The organism is Geodermatophilus sp. SYSU D00766 (assembly GCF_054049915.1).
In genome coordinates this window covers 12,233-36,651 of record NZ_JBJGYI010000043.1, presented here as the reverse complement: position 1 = coordinate 36,651, position 24,419 = coordinate 12,233, and the positions used below count along the sequence as shown (strand labels likewise).

18 protein-coding genes and 2 tRNA genes are annotated in these 24,419 nt (G+C 74.2%); 11 read left to right on the top strand and 9 right to left on the bottom strand.

Going from position 1 to position 24,419, the window contains the following annotated elements; genetic code table 11:
* Positions 1-186 precede the first annotated feature (186 nt).
* Positions 187-1,698, bottom strand: coding sequence for an SDR family oxidoreductase (locus tag ACI8AD_RS21825; protein ID WP_456872628.1), 1,512 nt, complete (start codon positions 1,696-1,698; stop codon positions 187-189).
* 290 nt (positions 1,699-1,988) lie between these two features.
* Here ACI8AD_RS21825 and gyrB point away from each other — a divergent pair, with 290 nt between their 5' ends.
* The 6 genes from gyrB to ACI8AD_RS21795 all read left to right on the top strand — a co-directional run bounded on the left by gyrB (position 1,989) and on the right by ACI8AD_RS21795 (position 8,050).
* The gene (gene gyrB / locus ACI8AD_RS21820; RefSeq protein ID WP_456872627.1) at positions 1,989-4,025 is read left to right on the top strand and encodes a DNA topoisomerase (ATP-hydrolyzing) subunit B; all 2,037 of its coding nucleotides are present in this window, start codon (positions 1,989-1,991) and stop codon (positions 4,023-4,025) included.
* Positions 4,026-4,128: 103 nt separating this feature from the next.
* Positions 4,129-6,597 carry a DNA gyrase subunit A gene (gyrA, locus tag ACI8AD_RS21815; RefSeq protein WP_456872626.1) on the top strand — a complete coding sequence of 823 codons (2,469 nt, stop codon included), beginning with the start codon at positions 4,129-4,131 and terminating at the stop codon, positions 6,595-6,597.
* Positions 6,598-6,949: 352 nt separating this feature from the next.
* Positions 6,950-7,591, top strand: coding sequence for a DUF3566 domain-containing protein (locus tag ACI8AD_RS21810; protein ID WP_456872625.1), 642 nt, complete (start codon positions 6,950-6,952; stop codon positions 7,589-7,591).
* Between the two features lie 62 nt (positions 7,592-7,653).
* Positions 7,654-7,727, top strand: a tRNA-Ile gene (locus ACI8AD_RS21805).
* A 75-nt stretch (positions 7,728-7,802) separates the two neighbouring features.
* A complete protein-coding gene (locus ACI8AD_RS21800; RefSeq protein WP_456872624.1) occupies positions 7,803-7,955 on the top strand; it encodes a DLW-39 family protein in 153 nt (50 codons plus the stop codon).
* A 22-nt stretch (positions 7,956-7,977) separates the two neighbouring features.
* Positions 7,978-8,050 (top strand) — tRNA-Ala (locus ACI8AD_RS21795).
* 404 nt (positions 8,051-8,454) lie between these two features.
* On the opposite strand, the gene ACI8AD_RS21790 is transcribed toward ACI8AD_RS21795, so the two are convergent.
* A complete protein-coding gene (locus ACI8AD_RS21790; protein WP_456872623.1) occupies positions 8,455-10,068 on the bottom strand; it encodes a methyl-accepting chemotaxis protein in 1,614 nt (537 codons plus the stop codon).
* Between the two features lie 537 nt (positions 10,069-10,605).
* Here ACI8AD_RS21790 and ACI8AD_RS21785 point away from each other — a divergent pair.
* The 3 genes from ACI8AD_RS21785 (at position 10,606) to ACI8AD_RS21775 (ending at position 13,145) form a co-directional block, all read left to right on the top strand.
* On the top strand, positions 10,606-11,661 hold the full coding sequence (locus ACI8AD_RS21785; RefSeq protein ID WP_456872622.1) for a class I SAM-dependent methyltransferase: 1,056 nt from the start codon (positions 10,606-10,608) through the stop codon (positions 11,659-11,661).
* Between the two features lie 45 nt (positions 11,662-11,706).
* Positions 11,707-12,243 carry a peptidylprolyl isomerase gene (locus ACI8AD_RS21780; RefSeq protein WP_456872621.1) on the top strand — a complete coding sequence of 179 codons (537 nt, stop codon included), beginning with the start codon at positions 11,707-11,709 and terminating at the stop codon, positions 12,241-12,243.
* A 134-nt stretch (positions 12,244-12,377) separates the two neighbouring features.
* Positions 12,378-13,145, top strand: coding sequence for a rhomboid family intramembrane serine protease (locus ACI8AD_RS21775; protein WP_456872620.1), 768 nt, complete (start codon positions 12,378-12,380; stop codon positions 13,143-13,145).
* Between the two features lie 18 nt (positions 13,146-13,163).
* On the opposite strand, the gene ACI8AD_RS21770 is transcribed toward ACI8AD_RS21775, so the two are convergent.
* Complete coding sequence (locus tag ACI8AD_RS21770) at positions 13,164-13,571, bottom strand: PH domain-containing protein (RefSeq protein ID WP_456872619.1); 408 nt, start codon at positions 13,569-13,571, stop codon at positions 13,164-13,166.
* A gap of 540 nt (positions 13,572-14,111) precedes the next feature.
* Entirely contained in the window at positions 14,112-14,384 is a 273-nt protein-coding gene (gene crgA, locus ACI8AD_RS21765; protein ID WP_089405442.1) for a cell division protein CrgA, read from the bottom strand.
* 149 nt (positions 14,385-14,533) lie between these two features.
* On the opposite strand from crgA, the gene ACI8AD_RS21760 reads away from it, so the two are divergent.
* Both ACI8AD_RS21760 and ACI8AD_RS21755 read left to right on the top strand, forming a co-directional pair.
* Positions 14,534-15,307: a DUF881 domain-containing protein gene (locus ACI8AD_RS21760; RefSeq protein WP_456872618.1), complete on the top strand. Its 774-nt coding sequence runs from the start codon at positions 14,534-14,536 to the stop codon at positions 15,305-15,307.
* 25 nt (positions 15,308-15,332) lie between these two features.
* Positions 15,333-15,983, top strand: coding sequence for an aminodeoxychorismate/anthranilate synthase component II (locus ACI8AD_RS21755; protein WP_456872617.1), 651 nt, complete (start codon positions 15,333-15,335; stop codon positions 15,981-15,983).
* A 63-nt stretch (positions 15,984-16,046) separates the two neighbouring features.
* Here ACI8AD_RS21755 and pknB read toward each other — a convergent pair whose 3' ends face one another.
* The 5 genes from pknB to ACI8AD_RS21730 form a co-directional block, all read right to left on the bottom strand.
* Positions 16,047-17,999 (bottom strand): Stk1 family PASTA domain-containing Ser/Thr kinase, encoded by a 1,953-nt coding sequence (pknB, locus tag ACI8AD_RS21750; protein ID WP_456872616.1) that lies wholly within the window; start codon positions 17,997-17,999, stop codon positions 16,047-16,049.
* Between the two features lie 136 nt (positions 18,000-18,135).
* Complete coding sequence (locus ACI8AD_RS21745) at positions 18,136-20,067, bottom strand: protein kinase domain-containing protein (RefSeq protein ID WP_456872615.1); 1,932 nt, start codon at positions 20,065-20,067, stop codon at positions 18,136-18,138.
* Complete coding sequence (locus ACI8AD_RS21740; protein WP_456872614.1) at positions 20,067-21,515, bottom strand: peptidoglycan D,D-transpeptidase FtsI family protein; 1,449 nt, start codon at positions 21,513-21,515, stop codon at positions 20,067-20,069. Before ACI8AD_RS21740 ends, ACI8AD_RS21745 begins: the two co-directional genes overlap by 1 nt.
* Positions 21,512-22,927 (bottom strand): FtsW/RodA/SpoVE family cell cycle protein, encoded by a 1,416-nt coding sequence (locus ACI8AD_RS21735; protein ID WP_456872613.1) that lies wholly within the window; start codon positions 22,925-22,927, stop codon positions 21,512-21,514. The genes ACI8AD_RS21740 and ACI8AD_RS21735 overlap by 4 nt, the downstream gene beginning before the upstream one ends.
* On the bottom strand, positions 22,927-24,372 hold the full coding sequence (locus ACI8AD_RS21730; RefSeq protein ID WP_456872612.1) for a PP2C family protein-serine/threonine phosphatase: 1,446 nt from the start codon (positions 24,370-24,372) through the stop codon (positions 22,927-22,929). Before ACI8AD_RS21730 ends, ACI8AD_RS21735 begins: the two co-directional genes overlap by 1 nt.
* Positions 24,373-24,419 lie beyond the last annotated feature (47 nt).

Genomic DNA, 24,419 nt, shown 5'->3' with positions numbered 1-24,419 from the left:
CGCGGCGGGCTGGGTGATGCGGTGGCGGTCCGCCCTCACCCCCCCGCCCCCCCCCCCCCCGCCCCCCCCCCCCCCCCCCCCCCCCCCCCCCCCCCCCCCCCCCCCCCCCCCGGCGGTGAGGGAGGACGGGGTCGGGCCGGCCGCCCCGGGTCGCCGGCCGCGCCGGAGCGGGCCGTCAGGACGCGGTCAGGCGGCCTGGGTCGTCGTCGCCCCGGGCTCGTCGAGGGCCTCCGCGGCCTTGCACAGGTTGCGGACCATGCTGCCGAACACGATCCCGTGGAACGGCGAGATGCTCCACCAGTAGAGGTGGCCGAGCAGGCCGTGCGGGTGGAAGGTCGCCTTCTGACGCAGCCGGGTGCGACCCTCGTCGGCACGTTCCACGTGGAACTCCAGCCAGGCCAGGCCCGGCAGCCGCATCTCGGCGCGCAGCCGCAGCAGCCGGCCCTCCTCGAGCTCCTCCACGCGCCACCAGTCCAGGGCGTCGCCGACGTAGAGGTCGCTGGGGTCGCGGCGCCCGCGGCGCAGGCCCACCCCGCCCACGGCCCGGTCCAGCCAGCCGCGCACCTCCCAGGCCAGCGGGAAGCTGTACCAGCCGGTCTCGCCGCCGATGCCCTCGACCACCCGCCACAGCGCCGTGGGCGAGGCGTCGGTCTCCCGGGTCCGCTCGTCGAGGTAGAGGCTGCCGCCGGCCCAGTCGGGGTCGCTGGGCAGCGGGTCCGACGGCGCCCCGGGCACCGAGGCGCCGGTCCACCGGGTGACGACGTCGTGGTCCCGGACGCGCTGCACGGCCAGCCGCACCGCGTCGTCGAAGCCCAGCAGCCCCTCCGGCGGGTCGGGCACGTACCGCGCGATGTCGTGCTCGGAGGCGACGACGGTGTTGCGCAGCGACTCCACCAGCGGCCGGGCGATCGACGCCGGCACCGGCGTGATGACGCCGACCCAGTGGCTCGACAGCGACGGCGTGAAGACCGGCACCGGCAGGATCCGCCGCCGCGCCAGCCCGGTCACCTCGGCGTAGCGCTGCATCATCTGCGCGTAGTCCATGACGTCGGGGCCGCCGATGTCGAAGCAGCGGTGCACGTCCGGCGGCAGCGTGGCGCAGCCGACGAGGTAGCGCAGCACGTCGCGGATGGCGATGGGCTGGATGCGGCTGTGCACCCACCGCGGGGTGACCATGACCGGCAGCCGCTCGGTGAGGTAGCGCAGCATCTCGAACGACGCCGAGCCCGAGCCCAGCACGATCGCCGCGCGCAGCACCACCGTGGGCACCCCGGAGCCGAGCAGCACGCGGGCCACCTCGGCGCGCGAGCGCAGGTGCGGGGAGAGCTCCTCGTCCGAGGGCTCGAGGCCGCCGAGGTACACCAGCCGGCCGACGCCGGCGCCGCGGACGGCCCGGGCCATCACCTCGGCCGTCTGCCGGTCGCGCTCCTCGAACGCGCGGCCGACGGCGAGGGAGTGGACGAGGTAGTAGACGACGTCGGCGCCGGTGCACGCGCGGGCCACCGCGTCGTCGTCGGTGGCGTCGCCCTCGACGACCTCGACGTCGCGGATCCAGGGCCGGTCCCGCAGCTTGCCCGGCGAGCGGGTCAGCACCCGCACGCGGTGGCCGGCGGCGAGGAGCTCGGGCACGAGGCGGCCGCCGACGTAGCCGGTGGCGCCCGTGACCAGACAGGTCAGGTCACGCTGGGCGGGCTGCACGTCGACGAGTCTGCGAGTCGCCGTCGGCCCGTGCCCGACGGCCGGATCGGTTCCGGCCGTCCAGCGCCCCTGGGCGGGCGTGTCGGCCCCGGGGGCAACACCGGTGGTGCGAGCGGTGCCGCGAGTGGCGCAGACGGGACGTCAGGGCGTGCGTGGCGCCGTTCCTGTCGGTGGACCCGGTAACATGGACGGCAGGAATCCCCAGCATCCGGCTGAGTGGCGCTGTGCGCCCTCGGAGCCCTCCCGTGCGGAGGTACCCGCGCGCCGGCTGCGCGACAGAAGGGCCCCACGTGGTCGCTCGGACCCAGACTGAGAACAGCTACTCCGGCAGCTCCATCACCGTCCTCGAGGGGCTCGAGGCGGTCCGCAAGCGGCCCGGCATGTACATCGGCTCCACCGGTGAGCGCGGCCTGCACCACATGGTGTGGGAGGTCGTCGACAACTCCGTCGACGAGGCGCTCGCCGGCTTCTGCGACACCGTCCGCGTCACCCTGCTCGCCGACGGCGGCGTCCGGGTCGAGGACAACGGCCGTGGCATCCCGGTCGACCTGCACCCGCGCGAGAAGCGGCCGACCGTCGAGGTCGTCATGACCGTGCTGCACGCCGGCGGCAAGTTCGACGGCAAGAGCTACGCCGTCTCCGGCGGTCTGCACGGCGTCGGCGTCACCGTCGTCAACGCGCTGTCCACCGCCCTCGACGTGCGCATCTGGCGCGACGGCAGGGAGTGGCACCAGTCCTACGCCCTGGCCAAGCCCGGCCCGCTGGAGGAGGTCGGCCCGACCACCAAGCAGGGCACCCAGATCACCTTCTGGGCCGACGGCGACATCTTCGAGACGACCAGCTACTCGTTCGACACCATCAGCCGCCGGCTGCAGGAGATGGCCTTCCTCAACAAGGGCCTGACCATCGTCCTGCGCGACGAGCGCCCCGGGCACGGCAAGGCCGAGACCGGTCTGGGTGACGAGAAGTCGGTGTCCGTCGAGGCCACGGCCCCGGGCACCGAGGACGCCGCCTTCGAGCCCACCGAGATCACCTACCGCTACGACGGCGGCCTCGAGGACTACGTCCGCCACATCAACGCGAAGAAGACCCCGATCCACCGCTCGATCGTCGGCTTCGGCGCCGAGGGCGTCGGCAAGAACGACATGCGGATGAGCGTCGAGGTCGCGATGCAGTGGTCCGACGCCTACTCGGAGTCGGTCTACTCCTTCGCCAACACGATCAACACGCACGAGGGCGGCACCCACGAGGAGGGCTTCCGCACCGCGCTCACCTCGATCGTCAACCGGTACGCCGTCGAGAAGAAGATCCTCAAGGACAAGCCGGAGGACAAGCTCACCGGCGAGGACATCCGCGAGGGCCTGGCCGCGATCGTCTCGGTCAAGATCGGCGACCCGCAGTTCGAGGGCCAGACGAAGACCAAGCTCGGCAACACCGAGGTCAAGGGCTTCGTGCAGCGCATCTGCAACGAGCAGATCTCGCACTGGTTCGAGGCCAACCCGGCCGAGGCCAAGACGATCATCACCAAGGCCGCCTCGGCCGCCCGGGCGCGCCGTGCCGCCCAGGACGCCCGCAAGCTCGCCCGCAAGAACCTGCTCAGCAACAACTCGCTGCCGGGCAAGCTGGCCGACTGCCGCTCGACCGACCCCCGCAACTCCGAGGTCTACATCGTCGAGGGCGACTCCGCCGGCGGCTCGGCCAAGTCCGGCCGCGACTCGATGTTCCAGGCGATCCTGCCCATCCGCGGCAAGATCATCAACGTCGAGAAGGCGCGCATCGACCGGGTCCTCAAGAACACCGAGGTCCAGTCGATGATCACCGCCTTCGGCACGGGCATCCACGACGAGTTCGACCTGTCGAAGCTGCGGTACCACAAGATCGTCCTCATGGCCGACGCCGACGTCGACGGCCAGCACATCCGCACGCTGCTGCTCACCCTGCTGTTCCGCTTCATGCGGCCGCTGGTCGAGGCCGGCCACGTCTACCTGGCGCAGCCGCCGCTGTACAAGATCAAGTGGGGCGGCAAGTGGGGCGACCAGTACGCCTACTCCGACCGTGAGCGCGACGCGCTGCTGGCCGCCGGCAAGAAGGAGGGCCGCAAGGTCCGCGAGGAGATGATCCAGCGGTTCAAGGGGCTCGGTGAGATGAACGCCAGCGAGCTGTGGGAGACCACCATGAACCCCGAGACCCGCCTGCTGCTGCAGGTCACCCTCGACGACGCGGCCACCGCCGACGAGCTGTTCAGCATCCTCATGGGCGAGGACGTCGAGGCGCGCCGCAGCTTCATCACCCGCAACGCCAAGGACGTCCGTTTCCTCGACGTCTGACGAAGGACCCCCGTGCCCCCCACCGCTCGCACGCTCGCGGCGGGCCCCTGCACGGGGGCCACCTGACGTCCACGTCCTCAGCACGAACCGGAGAGACCGAAGAGTGACCGAGACACCCGCCCGCGACCGCGTCGAGCCGGTCGACCTGCAGCAGGAGATGCAGCGCAGCTACATCGACTACGCGATGAGCGTGATCGTCGGCCGCGCCCTGCCGGAGGTCCGCGACGGCCTCAAGCCGGTGCACCGACGCGTGCTGTTCGCGATGTACGACCAGGGCTTCCGCCCCGACCGCGGCTACGTCAAGTGCGCCCGCCCGGTCGCGGAGGTCATGGGCAACTACCACCCGCACGGCGACTCGGCGATCTACGACGCCCTCGTGCGGCTGGCCCAGCCGTGGTCGATGCGCTACCCGCTCATCGACGGCCAGGGCAACTTCGGCTCGCCGGGCAACGACCCGCCGGCCGCCATGCGCTACACCGAGTGCCGGCTCACGCCGCTGGCCATGGAGATGCTGGCCGGCATCGACGAGGAGACCGTCGACTTCCAGGCCAACTACGACGGCCGCACCCAGGAGCCGCTGGTCCTGCCGTCGCGGGTGCCCAACCTGCTGATCAACGGCTCGGCCGGGATCGCGGTCGGCATGGCCACCAACATGCCGCCGCACAACCTGCGCGAAGTCGCCGAGGCCGTCTACTGGGTGCTCGACCACCCCGACGCCGAGCCCGAGGAAGCGCTCACCGCGTGCATGGAGCGCATCAAGGGCCCGGACTTCCCGACCTACGGCCTCATCGTCGGCCGCGACGGCATCGAGGACGCCTACCGCACCGGCCGCGGCTCGGTGAAGATGCGCGCCGTCGTCACGGTGGAGGAGGACTCCCGGGGCCGGGTGCAGCTCGTCGTCACCGAGCTGCCCTACCAGGTCAACCCGGACAACCTGGCCGAGTCGATCGCCGAGGCGGTCAAGGAGGGCCGGCTGCAGGGGATCAGCGAGATCGCCGACGAGTCCAGCGACCGCGTCGGCCGGCGGCTGGTCATCACCCTGCGCCGCGACGCCGTCGCCAAGGTGGTGCTGAACAACCTCTACAAGCACACCCAGCTGCAGACGTCGTTCGGCTGCAACATGCTCTCGATCGTCGACGGCGTCCCGCGGACGCTGCGGCTCGACGAGCTGGTGCGGCTGTGGGTCTCCCACCAGATCGAGGTCATCCAGCGGCGCACCCGGTACCGGCTGCGCAAGGCCGAGGAGCGCGCGCACATCCTGCGCGGCTACGCCAAGGCCCTCGACCAGCTCGACGCCGTCATCGCGCTCATCCGCAACAGCCCCTCGGCCGACACCGCCCGCACCGGCCTCATGGAGCTGCTCGAGGTCGACGAGGTCCAGGCCACGGCGATCCTCGACCTGCAGCTGCGCCGGCTGGCCGCCCTCGAGCGGCAGCGGATCATGGACGAGCTGGCCGAGATCGAGGCCCGCATCGCCGACCTGCAGGCGATCCTGGACTCTCCCGACCGGCAGCGGCAGATCGTCCGCGACGAGCTGGCCGAGATCGTCGACAAGTACGGCGACGAGCGGCGCTCGCAGTTCGTCGCCAACGAGGGCGACGTCTCCGTCGAGGACCTCATCGCCGAGGAGGAGGTCGTCGTCACCATCACCCGCACCGGCTACGCCAAGCGGACGAAGAGCGACCTCTACCGGTCGCAGCGCCGCGGCGGCAAGGGCGTGATGGGGGCGGCCCTCAAGCAGGACGACCTGGTCGACCACTTCTTCGTGGGCTCCACCCACGACTGGATCCTGTTCTTCACCAACAAGGGACGGGTCTACCGGGCCAAGGCCTACGAGCTGCCCGAGGCCAACCGCACCGCCCGCGGCGCGCACGTGGCGAACATCCTGGCGTTCCAGCCCGACGAGCGGATCGCCCAGGTCATGCAGATCAAGGACTACTCGGTCGCCCCGTACCTGGTGCTGGCCACCGCCAACGGGCAGGTGAAGAAGACCCGGCTGTCGGACTTCGACAGCCCGCGCAGCGGCGGCGTCATCGCGATCAACCTGCGCGAGAGCGACGAGCTGGTGGGTGCGGCGCTCATCGACCCCGAGAAGGACCTGCTGCTGGTCACCCGCGCGGCCATGTCGATCCGGTTCAAGGCCGACGACGCGACGCTGCGGCCCATGGGCCGGGCCACCGAGGGGGTCCGCGGCATCTCGCTGGCCCCCGGCGACCGGCTGCTGTCGATGATCGTGGTCGAGGAGGGCGTCGACGTCCTGGTCGCCACCGAGCGCGGCTTCGCCAAGCGGACCGGCATCGAGAACTACCCGCCGCAGGGCCGCGGCGGCAAGGGCGTGCTCACCGCCGACCCCAAGGCCCGCAAGGGTGCGCTGGTCGGCGCGCTGTCGGTGAGCCTCGGTGACGAGCTGTACGCGATCACCTCCGGCGGCGGCGTCATCCGGACCCCGGTCAACGGCGTGCGCCACAACAAGGACCGGGCCACCATGGGTGTCAAGCTCATGAACTTGCCCGAGGACGTGACGATCGTGGCGATCGCCCGGACGACGGACAACGACGAGCCCGCCGCCTAGGGTGAGACCGGGAGCACGGCGGGGCGTGGCCGAGGGTCACGCCCCGCCCCCGGCTCCCCTCGACGGACACGACCGGCGCCCGGGCGCCTCCGGCACCGCCGGACCTCCCGGGCGCGAGAACGCGGCGAGGGCCGCAGGCGAACGGGAGAACGGCATGAGCGACCGGCCGCAGGCGGTGCGCACCGGGGTCCGCCCGGAAGGCGCAGCCGGAGCGGACGGAGCCCCGGCGACGGGCTCGGTGCCCGCCACCGGTCAGCAGCCCGTTGCGTCCGGACCCGCGTCCGGGGCCGTGCCGGCCGGGGCGACCCCGGCCGGCGGGTCCCCGTCGCTGACCAAGCCGGTCACCGGAGCGATGCCCGCCCCGCAGGCTCCGCAGCAGAGCCCGCAGGCGCAGCAGACCCAGCAGGTGCAGCGGCCCGCCGACGCGACGATGCCCCCGCCGACGGGCGCCACCCAGGTGGCCCCGCCCGCCGCGGCCCCGGCGCCCGCCCGCGCGCCCCAGCAAGCCGCTCCTCCGCAGCATGCACCCCAGCAGGTGGCGCCCCAGCCGGCGGTTCCGCAGTCGGCCCAGCAGGCCGCGCAGCAGGCACCGCCGGCCGGCCGGCCGGCGAAGGGCCGGGGCAACCGCGGTCCCCGCCGGGCTCGCCTGCAGCTGCGGCACATCGACACCTGGTCGGCGCTGAAGATCTCGCTGGTGCTGTCGATCGCGCTGTTCTTCGTCTGGATGGTCGCGATCGGGATCCTCTACGGCGTCCTGTCCGGCCTGGGCGTCTTCGAGACCCTCAACGACCTGTTCGGTCAGCTCGGCACGTCCTCGAGCGGTGACGGCGGCAGCGACGTCATCACGCCGGGTGTCGTCTTCGGCGGTGCGGCCGTCATCGGCGCGATCAACATCGTGCTCATGACCGCGCTGGCCACCGTCGCGGCGTTCGTCTACAACCTCTGCGCCGACCTCGTGGGCGGCCTGGAGGTCACCCTCGCCGAGCGCGACTAGTGGTGTCGGGGGCCCCGCCCGCCGGGGCCCCCGAGCACCCTTGTACGCTGGTCGAGGTCCACGGGCCTGTAGCTCAGGCGGTTAGAGCGCATCCCTGATAAGGATGAGGCCGGAGGTTCAAGTCCTCCCAGGCCCACCCGTGTACCGGTGCCCACGGCACCGCGGCAAGGCGGCCCCGTCCGTGGCCGCGGTCGTCACCAGGAGGTACCGCGTGCTCAAGCAGTTGGCCCTCGTCGCCGCAGCGGCCGGCGTCGCCGCCGCCGCCGTCCGTCGCCGCTCCGCGGGCACCGGCAGGGCCGAGGCCGACCTCTGGCACGAGGCCACGAGCGGCCCCCAGGCCGTCAGCCGCCCCACCGCCCGCTGATCCCGGCCCCGCAGGGGCCGCCGGGGACGTAGCTCAATTGGCAGAGCACCGCCTTTGCAAGGCGGGGGTTAGGGGTTCGATTCCCCTCGTCTCCACCCCTGGGACACCCGTCCCGGCCTGCGCCTGCCCGCTCCGAGCGGCGCCCTGCTGAGTCCCCACCCTCCCCCGTCGGGAGGAGCCGTCTCGAGTCCGTCCGGATCCGTTCCGATACCGCGAGCGTGACGGCCCGCCGGGCTCGTCGTGGCGTACGCCCAGTACGCGCAGCACGGCCTCCTGGGCTCGGTGGGCCTCGCGCTGCCCGTGGCGGCCCTGGGGGCCGTGGCCGCCCTGCCGATCCTCACCCGAGGGAGACGCCGGACCAGTTGCGGGTGCTCCGGGCCCTGGGGTGCCACAGCGCGCAGGGCCACCTCCTCGGCCGGCCCGTGCCCGCCGACGACCTCGTGCACGTGCTGGCCTCGGGACGGGTGACCGAGGCGTGCGCCCTGGGGGCGGGTGTGCATCAGTAGGTGAAGCGGGCGACGCCGGTGCGCAGGTCGGCGGCCATCCGGGACAGCTCGTCGACGGCGACCCGGGTCTGGGTCAGCGCCTGGGTGGTGGCGTCGGCGGCACCGGAGACCCCGGCGATGTTGTCCGCGATCTGCCCCGAGCCCTGGGCGGCCTCGGCCACCGAGCGGGACATCTCCGCGGTGGTCGCGGTCTGCTCCTCCACCGCACTCGCGATGGTGGTCTGCCGGTCGGAGATCTGGGCCACGATCGTGCTGATCTCCCCGATCGCGCTCACCGCCGCACCGGTGTCCTTCTGGATCGCCTCCACCCGCCGGGCGATGTCCTCGGTCGCCTTGGCCGTCTCCTGGGCCAGCTCCTTGACCTCGTTGGCGACCACCGCGAAGCCCTTGCCGGCCTCCCCGGCCCGGGCGGCCTCGATGGTGGCGTTCAGCGCCAGCAGGTTGGTCTGCTCGGCGATGGAGGTGATCACCTTGACCACGTTGCCGATCTCCACGGAGGACTCACCGAGCTTGGTGACGGTGGCGGTGGTGGTCTCCGCGGCGGTGACGGCGCGGGCGGCCACCGCCGACGCCTCGGCGGCGTTGGTGGCGATCTCCCGGATGCTCGCGCCCATCTGCTCGGCACCGGCAGCCACCGTCTGCACCGACCGCGACACCTCCTCGGCGGCACCGGACACCACCCCGGACTGCGCGGAGGTCTCCTCCGCCGACGCCGAGATCTGCGCCGAGGACGCGCTCAGCTCCTCGCTGGAGGCCGCCACGGCGTCGGCCGAGGACGCCACCGACGACAGCACCGAACGCAGGTCCTGCACCGCCTCGTCCAGCGCCCGACCGGTCTCACCGAGCTCGTCCTTCGAGCGCAGCCCGCTGGTGCGCGTCAGGTCGCCGACCGCGAGGCCGGACGCGACGTCCTGCACCCGGCGCAGCGGGCCGACGATCTGCCGGCCGGTGTAGAGGGCGAGCGCGAGGCCGAGAACGGCGCCGACCGCCAGGATCACCAGGACCTGGGTGCGGCCACTGTGGTAGGCCGCCTCGGCGTCGGTCCGGGTGCGCTCGACGGCCTCGGTCTGGGCTGCGCTCAGCGCCTGCCCGGCGTCCACGACGATGCCGAACAAGCGGTCGCACTCGGCGAGGATCGGGGTGACGTCGACGGCGGGGTCCAGGGCCCGGCTGGCCGGCAGGATCGTGCCGTCCCGGAAGGCGCGGTAGTCCGCCACCACCGCGAGGTAGCGGTCCAGCAGGCCGGCGTCGACCCCCTCCCGGCGCAGGGCCGCCACCTCGGTGTCGAAGACGTCGTCGAACCGGGAGATCTCCTGCTCGCGGCGCGGCTTGTCCGCGACCGGCCCGGCCAGGTGCAGCAGGACGCGCTGCCGCATGCTGCCGACGGCCTCCTGTGCCTCGGCCAGGTCCCTGAGCGGGACCGCTCCCTCGCGGTAGATGGTCTCCGCCGCGGCGTCCACGGTGCCGAGCCGGAGGATCGACAGTCCTGCGATGGCGCCGGCCACCAGCAGCAGCGCCGTCAGCAGGACCATCAGCTTGGTGGTGACCCGTCGGTCGGCGAACCAGGTGGCGCGCCGCTCCTCGTGCGGGGTGACAGCCGTGCTCATGACGGGCTCCAGGGGGATGCGTGCCGGGGTGGTGCCGGGGGCCTTCCGAGGATGGGGGCCGGCGGGGCGTGAGCGGCGCCGGTCGCGGCAGCCCGGCGCAACTGCAACCGGAGGGGCGCCGACCCGGCCCTCCCGCAGGACTTGTCGACGCCGCGGCGCAGGTCACCGGCTCCCGGCCGCCCGCGACGAGCCGGGGCGGTCCGCCGTCGCCGCAGGTCGGCGCCGGGGTCCGCGCGCCGGCGGTCCACCAGTCGACCGGTGCGGACGACGTCGCCGTCCGGAGCCCGCACGGTCAGGCGGGGCCGGCACCCGACACGCGGCCCGCCGACGCACCGCCGCGCGAGGCGCGCCCGTCTCTGTTGACCCCGCGGGGGCCCCGCACGAGAGTCCCGGCTGCCCGCTCAGCGACGGGCCACCCCGGGTGGCCACCACGCGGTCACCCCGACCGGCGCCGGGGCCGTGGCCGGCCCCGCGCCTCCCCGCTCGTCCTCCGCACGAGCCCCGCAACACCGCACCACGCACCACCAGGGGGATGGCATGGCCATCGACCAGGAACGCCTCGACGCCCTGCTGGGCCGCTTCGTCACCGACCTCGGCGCCGGGTTCCACGCCGTCAACGCCGTCATCGGGGACCGGCTCGGTCTCTACCAGGCGCTCGCCGCCGTCATGCCGGCGACGCCGGAGGAGGTCGCCCGGCACGCCGGCGCCGACGAGCGGCACGTCCGCGAGTGGCTGTCCGGCCAGGCGGCCGGCGGCTACGTCACCTACGACCCGGCCACCGAGCGCTTCGCGCTCACCGAGGAGCAGGCGTTCGTGCTCGCGGCGCCCGACGGCATGCAGGCCGCCGCGGCCTTCCACCTCCCCGTCGCGCTGGCGATGAACGTCCAGGCACTCACCGACGCCGTCCGCAGCGGCAGCGGCTTCGCCTGGCACCGGCACGACGCGGCCCTCTTCGAGGGGACCGAGCGCTTCTTCCGGCCGGGCTACGCCGCCAACCTCGTCTCGTCGTGGATCCCCGCGATCGAGGGGCTGGAGGACCGGCTGCGGGCGGGCGGGAAGGTGGCCGACGTCGGCTGCGGTCACGGCGCCTCGACCCTGCTGATGGCGCAGGCGTACCCGGCGGCCTCCGTCACCGGGTTCGACTACCACCCGGCCAGCATCGAGCAGGCCGGCAAGCGGGCCGGCGACGCCGGGCTGACCCACCGGGCCACCTTCGAGGTGGCCTCGGCGACCGACTTCCCCGGCTCCGACTACGACCTGGTCACCGTCTTCGACGCCCTGCACGACATGCCCGACCCCCTGGGGGCGGCGCGCCACATCCGCGAGGTGCTCGCCCCCGACGGGGTGTTCATGCTCGTCGAGCCCTACGCCGAGGACCGGCTCGAGGACAACCTCAACCCGGTGGGCCGGCTCTACTACGCGGCCTCGACGGCGATCTGCGTGGCGCACTCGAAGACCGGGGAACCCGGCACCGCCCTGGGCGCCCAGGCCGGCGAGGCGCGCCTGACCGCGCTGCTCCACGACGCCGGCTTCACCCGCGTGCGGCGGGCCACCCAGACGCCGTTCAACCTGGTCCTGGAGGCGCGGCCGTGACCGGCGGCCCCGGCCCGTCCGGCGGGGGGATGGGAGAGTGGGGCCGTGACCGAATCGACCTCGCCCGCCCGTCGCGCGGTGCTGCACACCAACCACGGCGACATCACCGTCGACCTGTTCCCCGACCACGCGCCGAAGACGGTCGCGAACTTCGCGGACCTGGCCGAGGGCCGCCGTGAGTGGACGCACCCGGCCACCCGCGCGAAGACCACCGACCCGCTGTACGACGGGACCGTCTTCCACCGCGTCATCAGCGGGTTCATGATCCAGGGTGGCGACCCGCTCGGTCAGGGCTTCGGCGGCCCCGGCTACCAGTTCGGCGACGAGTTCCACCCCGAGCTCAGCTTCGACCGCCCCTACCTGCTCGCCATGGCCAACGCCGGGCCGGGCACCAACGGCTCTCAGTTCTTCATCACCGTCGGCCCCACGCCGCACCTCAACCGCCGGCACACGATCTTCGGCGAGGTCGCCGACCAGTCCAGCCGCGAGGTCGTCGACCGCATCGCCGCCGTGCGCACCGGCCGCAACGACAAGCCGGTCGAGGACGTCGTCATCGAGTCGGTCGAGGTGCAGCGCAGCTGACCAGCTCCCCGCCCGACGGGGGCACCGGCGCCGTCCCGCCGCCGGTGCCCCCGCCGGTCACCTGCTACCGGCACCCCGACCGGCCCACCGGCATCCGGTGCACGCGCTGTGACCGGCCCATCTGCCCGGAGTGCATGACGCCGGCGTCGGTCGGCTTCCAGTGCCCCGACGACGTCCGCGCCGGCACCGCCGGGGTGCGCCGGCCGCGGCCGGTCTCGCGCTGGGGCGCCGCCCGGCGGCGCTTCGGCCCCGTCACCACCACGCTGGTCGCGGTCAACGTCGTCGTCTTCGTGGTCACCGCCGTCTCGGCGGTCTCGGTCGGTGAGAGCCCGCTGGACAACTACCGCTCGCCGGTCTTCGCCGACTTCTCGCTGGTCCCCGTCCTCGTCGACGTCTACGGGCAGGACTGGCGGCTGATCACCGGCGCGTTCCTGCACATCGGCTTCACCCACCTGCTGCTCAACATGCTCAGCCTGCTGCTGTTCGGCCCCGAGATCGAGGCACGGCTGGGCTGGTGGCGCTACCTGTCGGTCTACCTGCTGTCGGCGCTGGGCGGCGCCGTGGCCATCCAGCTGTTCGGTGACCCCGGCCGGCCCGTGGCCGGCGCCTCGGCGGCCATCTACGGCCTCCTGGGCGCCCTCGGCGTGCTGATGGTCGCCGCCCGGCAGGACCTGCGGGGCCTGCTCACCCTGCTGGCGATCAACGTCGTCATCAGCTTCCTGCCCAACGTGTCCCTGCTCGGGCACCTCGGCGGCCTGGTCGCGGGCCTGCTCGCCACCACGCTGCTCGTCCTGGCCCGCCGCCGCGTCGCCGTGCAGGCCGCCGGGCTGGCCCTCCTCGCCGTGGTGATGGTCGCCCTGGTGCTCGCGATGCCCGTGCCGGTGGCCGTCCTGGGTCTCTGAACGGGCCGTTCCAGTACCTCACCGAGGGCGCATCGCCTCCAGGTCCTGCGCGACGGCGGCCGGGTCGGTGCCGAGGTCGCGGCGGCCGAGCAGCACCAGCGTGCCGTCGTCGTCGGGCCCGGCGGCGGTGTCGAGCTCGAGCAGCCGCGACCGCACCCCGAGCCGGCGGGTGCTCCGCAGCCGCACCCGCAGGCCCGGCCAGGGCAGCAGGGTGCGGCCGGAGAGCGTCCGGACGACGACGCCACCGGGACCGGCCGACAGCCGGGGCCGCAGGACGACGTCGCGCAGCGCCAGCGCCAGCAGCAGCGCCCCGGCGGTGCCGACCAGCACGCGGCCGGCGGTGTCGAGGGTCAGCGCGGCCAGCACCAGCAGCACGCCGCCGGTCCCCAGCACGACCGTCTCCGCCGTCCGCGCCGACCACTGCACGACCCCACCCTCCCAGGCCGGTGCACACGTCGCCGCGTCGGCTGTCCACAGGGACCCGGGCCTGGGGACGACGAGCGAGGGAGGGGATAAGCCCTGCTCGGCGCGCGTGTCGACGACTCGACGGTGGCCGCGTCATCGCGGTGGGTGACGGTCCCCCCTCGGCAGTCATGTCGACTCGTCCACAGGTGGGTACACAGCTGGGGACAAAGCACAGAGCTGTAGTTACGCGGCCGTCCTCCGCACCCCACGAGTCCCACGCGTGGTGTCCGCGCTGGTCAGCGCGGTGCGCTCGAACAGGCGTTCTCCACACGCGGTGGACAACCCTGGGGGCGGATCGTCATGTCGACCTGTGGATCCACCGGTGGCCTGTGCACGACGGTCCACACCCCGAGGACACCGCGGATCCGGGCTGGTGTAGGACCCCCGGAACGCGCGAGGCCCCCGTCCCGAGGGGGACGGGGGCCTGGTGACGTGCTGGAACGGCCCCTCTGCAGGGTCCCGCCGCGAGCGTGCGAGCGGCGGGGGCAGAGGGGTCCTTCGTCAGCGCCAGCGCATCGACATGACCAGGCCGATCACCATGGCCCCGAAGCCGATGGCGAAGTTCCACGCCGACAGCGAGACCATGAACGGGATCTGGTCGCCGGCCACGTAGTAGACGACGATCCACAGCAGGCCCAGCAGCATGAGCGTGACCATGAGCGGCGCGTACCAGCGGGGACTGGGCTGCACCGCGCGGGCGGCGGCCGACCGCGCCTGCAGCACGCCCTCCGGCGGCGTGTAGACCGACTTCTTGCGCACCTTGGACTTGGGCACCGGGACCGACTCCTGCTGACTCGCTCGGGGTGCCGGTCCGTCGCGACCGGCACGATCGCTCCCCAGCCTAAGCTCCGGGACGACCCCACCGGTCGCGCCGACGGCCCCGCCGGGCCCGCGCCGTCCCTCCCGTCCCCCCAGGAGCCCCCGTGACGCCGTCCGAGCCCCCGGCCGCGGCCCCGGTGCCCTCCCGGCGCCGGCGGACCGCCTGGGGCGCGCTGGTGCCGGTGGTCGCCGTGGCCGCGGGGCTGCTGTTCGCCACGTCCGGCCAGACGGCGCAGGGGTCGGACCTGCGCGCCGGCGACGTCACCGAGCTGTCGGCGCTGATCGCCGAGCGCAACGAGGTCATCGCCGACCAGGAGGCGCAGCTGACCGAGCTGCGGCGGCAGGCCCAGGCGCTCACCGACCAGGCCGCCGGTCGCGACGGCGCGGTCGCCGCCGCCCAGGCCGCCGGCGACGGCGGCGCGGTGTCCGCGGGCGTGGTGGCGCTGCGCGGGCGGGGTGTGGAGATCACCCTCGACGACGCCCCGCGGCGGCCCGACGGCAGCCTGCCGGCCGGCGCCCGCCCCGACGACGTCGTCATCCACCAGTCCGACGTGCAGGGCGTGGTCAACGCCGTGTGGGCCGCCGGTGCCGACGGTGTCGCGATCATGGACCAGCGGCTGGTCGCCACCAGCGCCGTCCGGTGCGTGGGCAACGTGCTGCTGCTGCACGGCCGCACCTGGTCACCGCCGTTCGTCGTCACCGCCGTGGGCGACCCGGCCGCCGTCCGCGCGCAGCTCGACGCCTCGCCGCAGGTCGCGGTGTTCCGTCAGGCGGTCGAGGACTTCGGCCTGACCTTCACCGTCCGCGATAGGGAGGTCGTCCTGCCGGCCTACGACGCCCCGCTGGACATGGCCTACGCCACACCCGCTGACGGCTAGGCCCTCCCGCGTGTAGACAGGGCCCGTGAGCCGCCGGGTCCTCGTCGTCGACAACTTCGACAGCTTCGTCTACAACCTGGTCCAGTACCTCGGCCAGCTCGGCGTGCAGTGCGTGGTCCGCCGCAACGACGCGGTCACCGTCGACGAGCTCGCCGACCTCGACGTCGCCGGGGTGCTGCTGTCCCCCGGCCCCGGCACGCCCTCCGGCGCCGGCGTGACCGTGCCGATGGTCCGCGCCGCCGCCGAGGCGGGCACGCCCGTCCTGGGCGTGTGCCTGGGCCACCAGGCCATCGCCGAGGCCTTCGGCGCCGAGGTGGTGCGCGCCCCCGAGCTGCTGCACGGCAAGACCAGCGAGGTCGTCCACGACGGCGTCGGCGTGCTGGCCGGGCTGCCCTCGCCGTTCACCGCCACCCGCTACCACTCCCTCGCCGTCGACCGTGACACGGTGCCGGCCGAGCTCGAGGTCACCGGCAGCACGCCGTCGGGGATCGTCATGGCGCTGCGGCACCGCGAGCTGCCCGTCGAGGGCGTGCAGTTCCACCCCGAGTCGGTGCTCACCGAGGGCGGCCACCGGATGCTGGCCACCTGGCTGACCGCGTGCGGTCTCGCCCCGGACCCCGCGGTCGTCGAGACCGCCGCGGCGGGCGTGCGCCGGCTGTCGGCCGCCGTGTCCTGACGACCCCGCCGACGCACAGAGGGCCCCTCCCGGATCGGGAGGGGCCCTCTGTCGCTCGTACGGTCAGCCGCCGGTACCGCCGCCCGGCGCCGGCGGCGCCGGCGTCGACGTCGGGGTGGCAGCCACCACGACCAGCAGGGTGATCTGCCCGTCTGCTTCCACCGTCTGCCCCGGCTGCGGGTCGCTCCCGGCGACCGTGCCCGGAGTCTGGCCGGCCTCGCCCTCGGACGGCACCGCCGTGATGGTGCCCGTGAAGCCTGCCGCGGCCAGGGTCTGGCGGGCCTGCTGCTCGGTCTGGCCGACCAGCGACGGCGGGACGGTGATCTCGGCGGCCCCGCCGGACACCTGCAGCGTGATCGGGTCGTCGGCGGCGGCCTGCTGGCCGGCGGCCGGGTCGCTGGCGACGACGGTGCCCGCGGGCTGGTCGGAGTCGACCTCCTCGGTCGTGACGGCGGTGAAGCCCGCCGTGCGCAGCGCCTGGGTGGCCGCCGCCCCGTCCTGCCCGGTGACGTCGGGGACCTCCGCGGTGCCGTCGGAGACCGACAGCGTCACCGTGGTGGCCGGGTCGACCTGGGTGCCCTCCTCGGGGTCCACGGCGACGACCTGGCCCTCCGGCTCGAGGGAGTCGGTCTGGTCGCTGTTGACGTTGCCGGTCAGGCCGGCGCTCTCCAGCGCCGTCCGGGCCCGCTCCTCGTCGAGGCCGACCACCTGCGGCATCGTCGCCGTGTCGGGTGCGACGCCGACGGTGAGGGCCACCGTGGTGCCCTCGTCGACCTGCGCGCCGCTGGCCGGGGTGCTCTCCAGCACGGTGCCGACGGCGTCCTCGTCCGGGGTGACCCGCGGGGTGACCTCGCCGACGGTCAGGCCGGCCTCCTGCAGCGCGGCCTCGGCGTCGGCCCGCAGCTGCCCGACCAGCGCCGGGACGGTCACCTGCGCGGCGGCCTGCGGCGTGTCCCCGGGATCGTCGTCGCCGCCGGAGTTGACCAGCAGCGCCACCCCGACGACGGCGCCGATGAGCACCAGCGCCCCGACGACGGCGGCGATGACCCGGTTGCGCCGGCGCCGGCCCGCGGCCTCGTCGTCGTCCCAGCCGCCGTCGGCGCCGTAGCCGGCCGGCGTCGCGCCGAGGATGGTGGTCTTCTCCTCGTCGCCCATGACCGGCGTGGCCTCGACCCGCTGCCCGGCCAGCGCCCGGAGCAGGTCGTTGCGCATCTCGGCGGCCGACTGGTAGCGGTTGGCCGGGTTCTTGCTCAGCGCCTTGAGGACGATCGCGTCGAGCTCCGGCGGCACCCGGGGGTTGATCGACGAGGGCAGCCGCGGGTCCTCGCGCACGTGCTGGTAGGCCACCGACACCGGCGAGTCGCCGGTGAACGGGGGCGCGCCGGTGACCAGCTCGAAGAGCAGGCAGCCGACCGAGTAGACGTCGGAGCGGGCGTCGACGGCCTCGCCGCGGGCCTGCTCGGGGGAGAGGTACTGCGCGGTGCCGATGACGGCGGCCGTGGAGGTCATCGTCGCGGCCGAGTCCGACACGGCGCGGGCGATGCCGAAGTCCATGACCTTGACCGAGCCGTCGGGCGTGAGCATCACGTTCCCGGGCTTCACGTCGCGGTGCACGATGCCGTTGCGGTGGCTGAAGTCGAGGGCGGCGCAGATGTCGGCGGTCAGGGTCATCGCCCGGTCCGGCGCCAGCACGCCCTCGCGGCGCAGCACGTCGCGCAGGGTCTCGCCCTCGACGTACTCCATGACGATGTAGGGCGTCGCGCCGGTGCTGGTGCGGTCCTCGCCGGTGTCGTAGACGGCGACGATCGCCGGGTGGTTGAGCGAGGCGGCCGCCTGGGCCTCCCGGCGGAAGCGCACCTGGAAGGAGGGGTCGCGGGCCAGGTCGCTGCGCAGCACCTTGACCGCCACCTCGCGGCCCAGCCGGAGGTCACGGCCGCGGTGCACCTCCGCCATGCCCCCGCGGCCGAGGACACCGCCGATCTCGTAGCGCTCGCCGAGAACCTGGGGGGTGGTCATCGGGAGTCCTCTCGGGCGGTGCGGTGGTGCGGCTCGGGCGGACCCGGACACGGGGCAGGACCGGGTGCGGCCCCGGTCCCGGCGGGGAGCCTAACGGCGGGAGCGCCCGCCACCCCGGCACCGCGGGGGGCGGGTGTCACGCCGGCGCACCGTCGGCCACGGCAGCCCCAGAGGCGTCGGGACCGGGCACCCCGGGCGCCCACGCGCCGGTGCCGGCGCCGGCGCCACCGCCCGTCCCGGGGTCGGTGCCGGTCCCGTCGGCCGCCCCGCCGTCCCCGGTCGTCGGGTTCGCCGTGGAAGGCGGCGGAGCCGTGGTGCCGCCCTGGGTCGCCGGCGGACTGCTCGACGACGGGGGCGACGGCGACGGTGACGGCGCCTCGTCGTCCTCCTCACCCTGCGACGGGGCTGACGTGGTCCCGGTCGGGGCGGAGGTCTGCGCCGGGCCGCTCCCGCCGCTGTTGCCCTGGTTGCCGGTGTTGCCGTTGCCCTGGCCGCCGGTGTCCCCGCCCTGGTCGTCGTCGCCGCTGGTGTCCTCCGGCTGCTCGGCGACCTCGGGGGCGTAGTCCTGCTGGGCCACCGACAGGGTGACCGTGGTGCCGCGGGGGACGGGGATGCCCGACGGGTCGATGGCGGCGACGTCGCCGGCCTGCAGCTCGATCCCGGCGGCGGCGAGGTCGTCGTCGCCGGCGTCGACCCGGGCGACGTCGAGACCGGCCTCGCGGAGCTCCGCCTCCACGTCGTCGGCGTCCTCGCCGAGGTACTGGGCGGCGGCGGGGATGGTGACCAGGTCCTGCGTCGGGCCCGCCGAGCCGCTGGTCGGCGCGCTGCTGGTCGCGGTCGGGTCGGCGGTGGTGCCGCCGTCGCCCTCACCGTTGCCGGACAGGAGGAACCAGGCGCCGGCGACCAGGACGGCGACCAGCGCGAGGGAGGCCAGCACCAGCGCCCAGCGGCGGCTGCCGCCCCGGGGCGCGGCCGCCGGGCGGCGGTCGCGGTCGTCGTCGCCGTCGATCGGCGGGCCCTGCAGCGGCGGCATCGGCCGGGCACCGGCCGCGTGCCGGCCGCCGGTGCGCGGGCCGGCCGCCGCGGCCCCGACGACGCCGGTCGCGACCCCGGTGGCGGCGCCGGTGACCGGGCCGCCGAGCACGCGGGTGCCGTCGCCGTCGACCTCGGGGATGACCTCGGTGACCGCGCCGGCCGTGCCGGTGGCGAGGCCGCCGGTGGCCGGGGCCAGCCCGTGCCCGTTGGCGACCGAGCGGATCGCGGTGGCGAACGCGGCGCCGTCGGGGAACCGGTCGTGCGGGTCCTTGGCCAGCGCCCGCTCGATCAGCAGCCGGACCTGCGGCGGGATCTCGGCCGGCAGCGGCGGCGGCTGCCGGTTGATGTGGGCCAGCGCGATGGCGACCTGCGAGGTGCCGTCGAAGGGCCGCCCGCCGGTGAGGCACTCGTAGCCGACGACGCCGAGGGAGTAGACGTCGGAGGCGGCGGTGACCTCCATGCCCTGCGCCTGCTCGGGCGAGAGGTACTGCGCGGTGCCCACGACCATGCCGGTGCGGGTGAGCGGCGTCGCGTCGCGGGTGCGGGCGATGCCGAAGTCGGTCAGCTTCACCACGCCGTCGGGCCGCACGATGAGGTTGCCCGGCTTGATGTCGCGGTGCACCACCCCGGCGGCGTGCGCGGCGGACAGCCCGTCGGCGGCCTGGCTGAGCACGTGCAGCGTCCAGTCGACCGGCAGCCGGCCCTCCTCGTGGAGGATCGTCACCAGCGGCTTGCCCTCGACGAGCTCCATCACGAGGAAGGCCAGCTGGTGGCCGCGCTCGTCGGTGCTCTCGCCGTAGTCGTAGACCGAGGCGATGTTGGGGTGCGACAGGGCGGCGGTGTGCCGGGCCTCGTTGCGGAACCGGGCGACGAAGCTCGGGTCGCCGGTGAACTCGCTGCGCAGCACCTTGGCGGCGACGATCCGGTCCAGCACCCGGTCGCGGGCGCGCCACACCTCGCCCATGCCGCCGGTGGCGATGGGCTCGGTGATCTCGTAGCGGCCGGCCAGGATGGTGCCGGTGGACAGGGCCATCAGCCCCCCTGACCGTCGAGGTAGGCCTGCATGACGTCACCGGCGATCGGTGCGGAGACGTCCCCGCCGGTACCCCCGCCGTTGGCGACGAACACCGCGACGGCGATCTGCGGGTCGTCGGCCGGGGCGAAGCCGACGAACCAGTTGTGGTCGGGCACGTCCTCGGCGACCTGGGCGGTGCCGGTCTTGCCGGCGACCGCCACGCCCGGGATGCGGGCGGCCCGGCCGCTGCCGTTGGCCACGACGCTCTCCATCATCTCCTGCAGCTGGTCGGCGACCTCGGGGGTGACCGGCGTCGAGAGCTCCTCGGGGTCGGCCCGGTCGATGACCGTCCGGTCGGGAGCGCGCACCTGGTCGACGAGGTAGGGGGTCATCAGGGTCCCGTCGTTGCCCACGGCGGCGGCGACCACGGCCGCCTGCAGCGGGGTCATGCGCACGTCGCGCTGGCCGATCGAGCTCTGCCCGAGCGCCGCCTCGCTCTCGATGTCGCCGACGCTGCTGCCGGCGACCTCCAGCGGGATCTCCATGCCGTCCCCCGTCATGCCGAACGCCTCGGCCATCTCCCGCACGCGGTCCTCACCGAGGTCGATGCCCAGCTGGGCGAAGGCGGTGTTGCAGGAGATGGTCAGCGCGTCGATGAGCGTCTGCTCCTGGCTGCTGCTGCAGGAGGACCCGCCGAAGTTCTCCAGCGTCGTGGAGGTGCCGGGCAGGGTCAGCGTGTCCGGCGCCGGGATGACGGTGTCGGGGGTGTACTCCCCGCTCGCCAGCGCCGCGGCCGACACGATCACCTTGAACACCGAACCGGGCGGGTAGTTGTCCTGGATCGCCCGGTTCAGCCGCGGATCGGTCTCCATCGCGCCGAGCTCGTCGGCGTAGGCGCGGATGGCGGCGGGGTCGTGGCTGGACAGCTGCGCCGGGTCGTAGGTGGGGGTGCTGGCCATGCCGAGCACCGCGCCGGTGGAGGGGTCGAGCGCGACGACCGCGCCGGTGACGCCGTCCAGCCCGGCCATGGCGGCCTCCTGGACGGCGGGGTCGAGGGTGAGCACGACGTCGCCGCCGGCCGGGTCGCGGCCGGTGAACAGGTCGGCCAGCCGGCGCAGCGCGAGCCGGTCGGCGGACCCGGCGAGGATGTCGTTCTCGGCGTCCTCCATCTGCCAGGCGCCGTAGACCAGCGAGTAGTAGCCGGTGACCGCGGCGTACGTCGGCCCCTGCGGGTACTGGCGCAGGTACTCGAGCGTGTCCTGGGTGGGCACCGACAGCGCGACCTCGGTGCCGTCGACGACGATCGACCCGCGCTCGCGGGAGTACTCCTCGGTGAGCACCCGGGTGTTGCCCGAGTCCTCGCGCAGCTCGTCGGAGCGCACGACCTGGATGTAGTTGACGTTGAGGATCAGCAGGGTGAACAGCACCAGCACGCTGATCGCCACACGCCGCAGCGGTGCGTTCACGAGCTCACGACCTCGGTGGGTGCCTCGCCCAGCGCCTGCTTGGGCGGGGCGGGCGGGGTGGCCGGGCGGCGGGCGGCGTCGCTGATCCGCACCAGGATGGCGACCAGGCCGAAGTTGGCCACCAGCGAGGACCCGCCGTAGGCGACGAACGGCGTCGTCAGGCCGGTGAGCGGCAGCAGGCCGGTGACGCCGCCGAGGACGACGAACAGCTGCCAGGCGACGGCGAACGCGAGCCCCCCGGCGAGCAGCTTGCCGAAGGCGTCGCGCACGACCAGCGACGTCCGCAGGCCGCGCTCGACGAGGACCAGGTAGATGACGATGACGGCGACCAGGCCGAACAGGCCGAGCTCCTCGCCGATCGCGGCGGCGATGAAGTCGCTCTTGGCCACCGGCACCTGGTCGGGGCGCCCACCGCCGAGCCCGGCGCCGAACAGCCCGCCGGTGCCCAGGCCGAACAGCGACTGGACCAGCTGGTAGCCGCCCTCGTCGCGGTAGGCGAACGGGTCGAGCCAGGTGTCGACCCGCACCCGCACGTGCCCGAACAGCTGGTAGGCGAGGAACGCCCCGGCGGCGAACAGGCCCAGGCCGATGAGCAGCCAGCTGGCCCGCTCGGTGGCGATGTAGAGCATCACCACGAAGATGCCGAAGAGCAGCAGCGAGCTGCCCAGGTCGCGCTCGAAGACGAGCACGAGGATGGACACCACCCAGACGGCGAGCACCGGGCCCAGGTCGCGGCCGCGCGGCAGCTCCAGCCCGGCGACGCGCCGGCTGGCCAGCGCGAGGACGTCGCGCTTGTCGACCAGGTAGGCGGCGAAGAAGACGATCAGGCAGATCTTGGCGAACTCGCCGGGCTGGATGCTGAAGCCGGCGACGCGGATCCAGATCTTGGCGCCGTACACCTCCGACACCGAGGCGGGCAGCACCGCGGGGATCGCCAGCAGCACCAGGCCGACCAGGCCGAGGGTGTAGGCGAAGCGCGACAGCAGCCGGTGGTCGCGGAGCACCACGAGGATGGCGACGAAGAGGACGACGCCGACGGTCGCCCACAGCAGCTGCACCGGGGCGTCCTCGCGGCCGGCCTCGGCGTCGGCCTGCAGCGCGGCGAGGTCGAGCCGGTGGATCATCGTCAGGCCGAGGCCCGAGAGCACCGCGACGGCGGGCAGCAGCAGCGGGTCGGCGTAGGGCGCGAACCGGCGGACGACGAGGTGGACCACCACCCACAGCGCGGCGAACCAGCCGCCGAAGGTGGCCAGCTCCGGGCGCAGCGACCCGGTGACGGTCAGGTCGACGATGCACTGCGCGGCGAGGGTGATGAGCACCGCGAAGCCCAGCATCGCCAGCTCGGTGTTGCGCCGCTTCGGGACGACCGTGCCCGGGAGCGCGGCCCGGGGGTCGGTGGAGGGGCTGCCCATCACTCCGCCTCCCGGCAGTCCACCCCCGGCTCGGGCCCCGTGCTGGAGGGGGAGGTGGAGAGGGTGGAGGGGCTCGCCGACGTGGGGGAGTCGGGGGCGCCGGGCGCCGGGAGGCCCTCGGTCGGCAGCGGGGGCAGGGCCGTGGGCAGGGCGCCGTCCGACGGCGCGGCGCTGGAGGAGGCGGGGGTGCTGGAGGAGGCTGGGGCGCTGGAGGAGGCCGGGTCGGTCTCGCACACGGGGATCGCGGCCTCGTGCAGGTCGTCGACGATCCGCTGGGCGTCGTCGGCGCCGCTGGCCTCGATGCCCTGCCGGACGCTGTTGCGGTCGTAGGAGGTGAGGTCGTCGAGCGGGATGTCGGTGACCTCGTCGACGCGGTAGAGGTCCAGGCCGAGCAGGTCGGTGTTGAAGCCGCGGAAGACCGCCACCCGGTCGCTGCCGTCGGCGGCGGCCGCCGTGCCGACGAACCAGTGCGTGAGCACCCACAGCCAGGTGGCGATGCCGGCGCCCACGAGGAGGAGCACCGCACCCCCAGCGACGAACAACCGCCGCCGCGAGCGGCGACGGTCGGGGGGAGCAGCGGCCGTGGGTGCGGTCGGCGCGGGGGGCGGGGGAGCCGGTGGCGGGTCGGCCAGCGCCGCGCGCCCGGCGGCCGAGCGGGGGTCGACCTCGCGCTGGCCGCGGTTGTTCCCGGCGGCGCCGTCGACGACGGGGTCCATGGTGCCCGAGCCGTTGTCCTCGACGACGTCGGCGACGATCACGGTGATGTTGTCCGGGCCGCCGCTGCGCAGCGCGAGCTCCACGAGCCGGTCGGCGGTCGACTGCGGGTCGGGGTCCTCGAGGGCGTGCGCGAGGGTCTCCTCGCTGACCACCCCGGACAGCCCGTCGGAGCACAGCAGGTAGCGGTCGCCGGCGCGGGCCTCGCGCATCGACAGGTCGGGGTCGACGTCCTGGCCGTTGAGCGCCCGCAGCAGCAGCGAGCGCTGCGGGTGGTGGTTGGCCTCCTCGGGCGTGATCCGGCCGTCGTCGATGAGGGTCTGCACGAACGTGTCGTCGTGGGTGATCTGGGTGAGGACGCCGTCGCGCAGCAGGTAGGCGCGGGAGTCCCCGACGTGGCACAGGGCGATCCGGCCGCCGGCGAACAGGACGGCGGTGAGCGTGGTGCCCATGCCCTCCAGCTGCGGCGACTCGCGGATGACCTCGCGCAGGTGCTCGCTGCCGTCGAAGACCGCCTCGCGCAGCGCCTGCAGCATGTCGCCGCTGGGGGCGTCGTCGTCGAGGTGCTCCAGGGCCGCGATGACGACCTTGCTGGCGACGTCGCCGGCGGCGTGACCGCCCATGCCGTCGGCCACGGCCAGCAGCCGGGGCCCGGCGTAGACCGAGTCCTGGTTGTTGCCGCGGACCAGACCGCGGTCGGAGCGGGCGGCGTAGCGCAGCGCGAGACTCATCGGACCCTGCTCACGTCTGCTCGGTCGCTCCCCGTGCTCGGTACGGT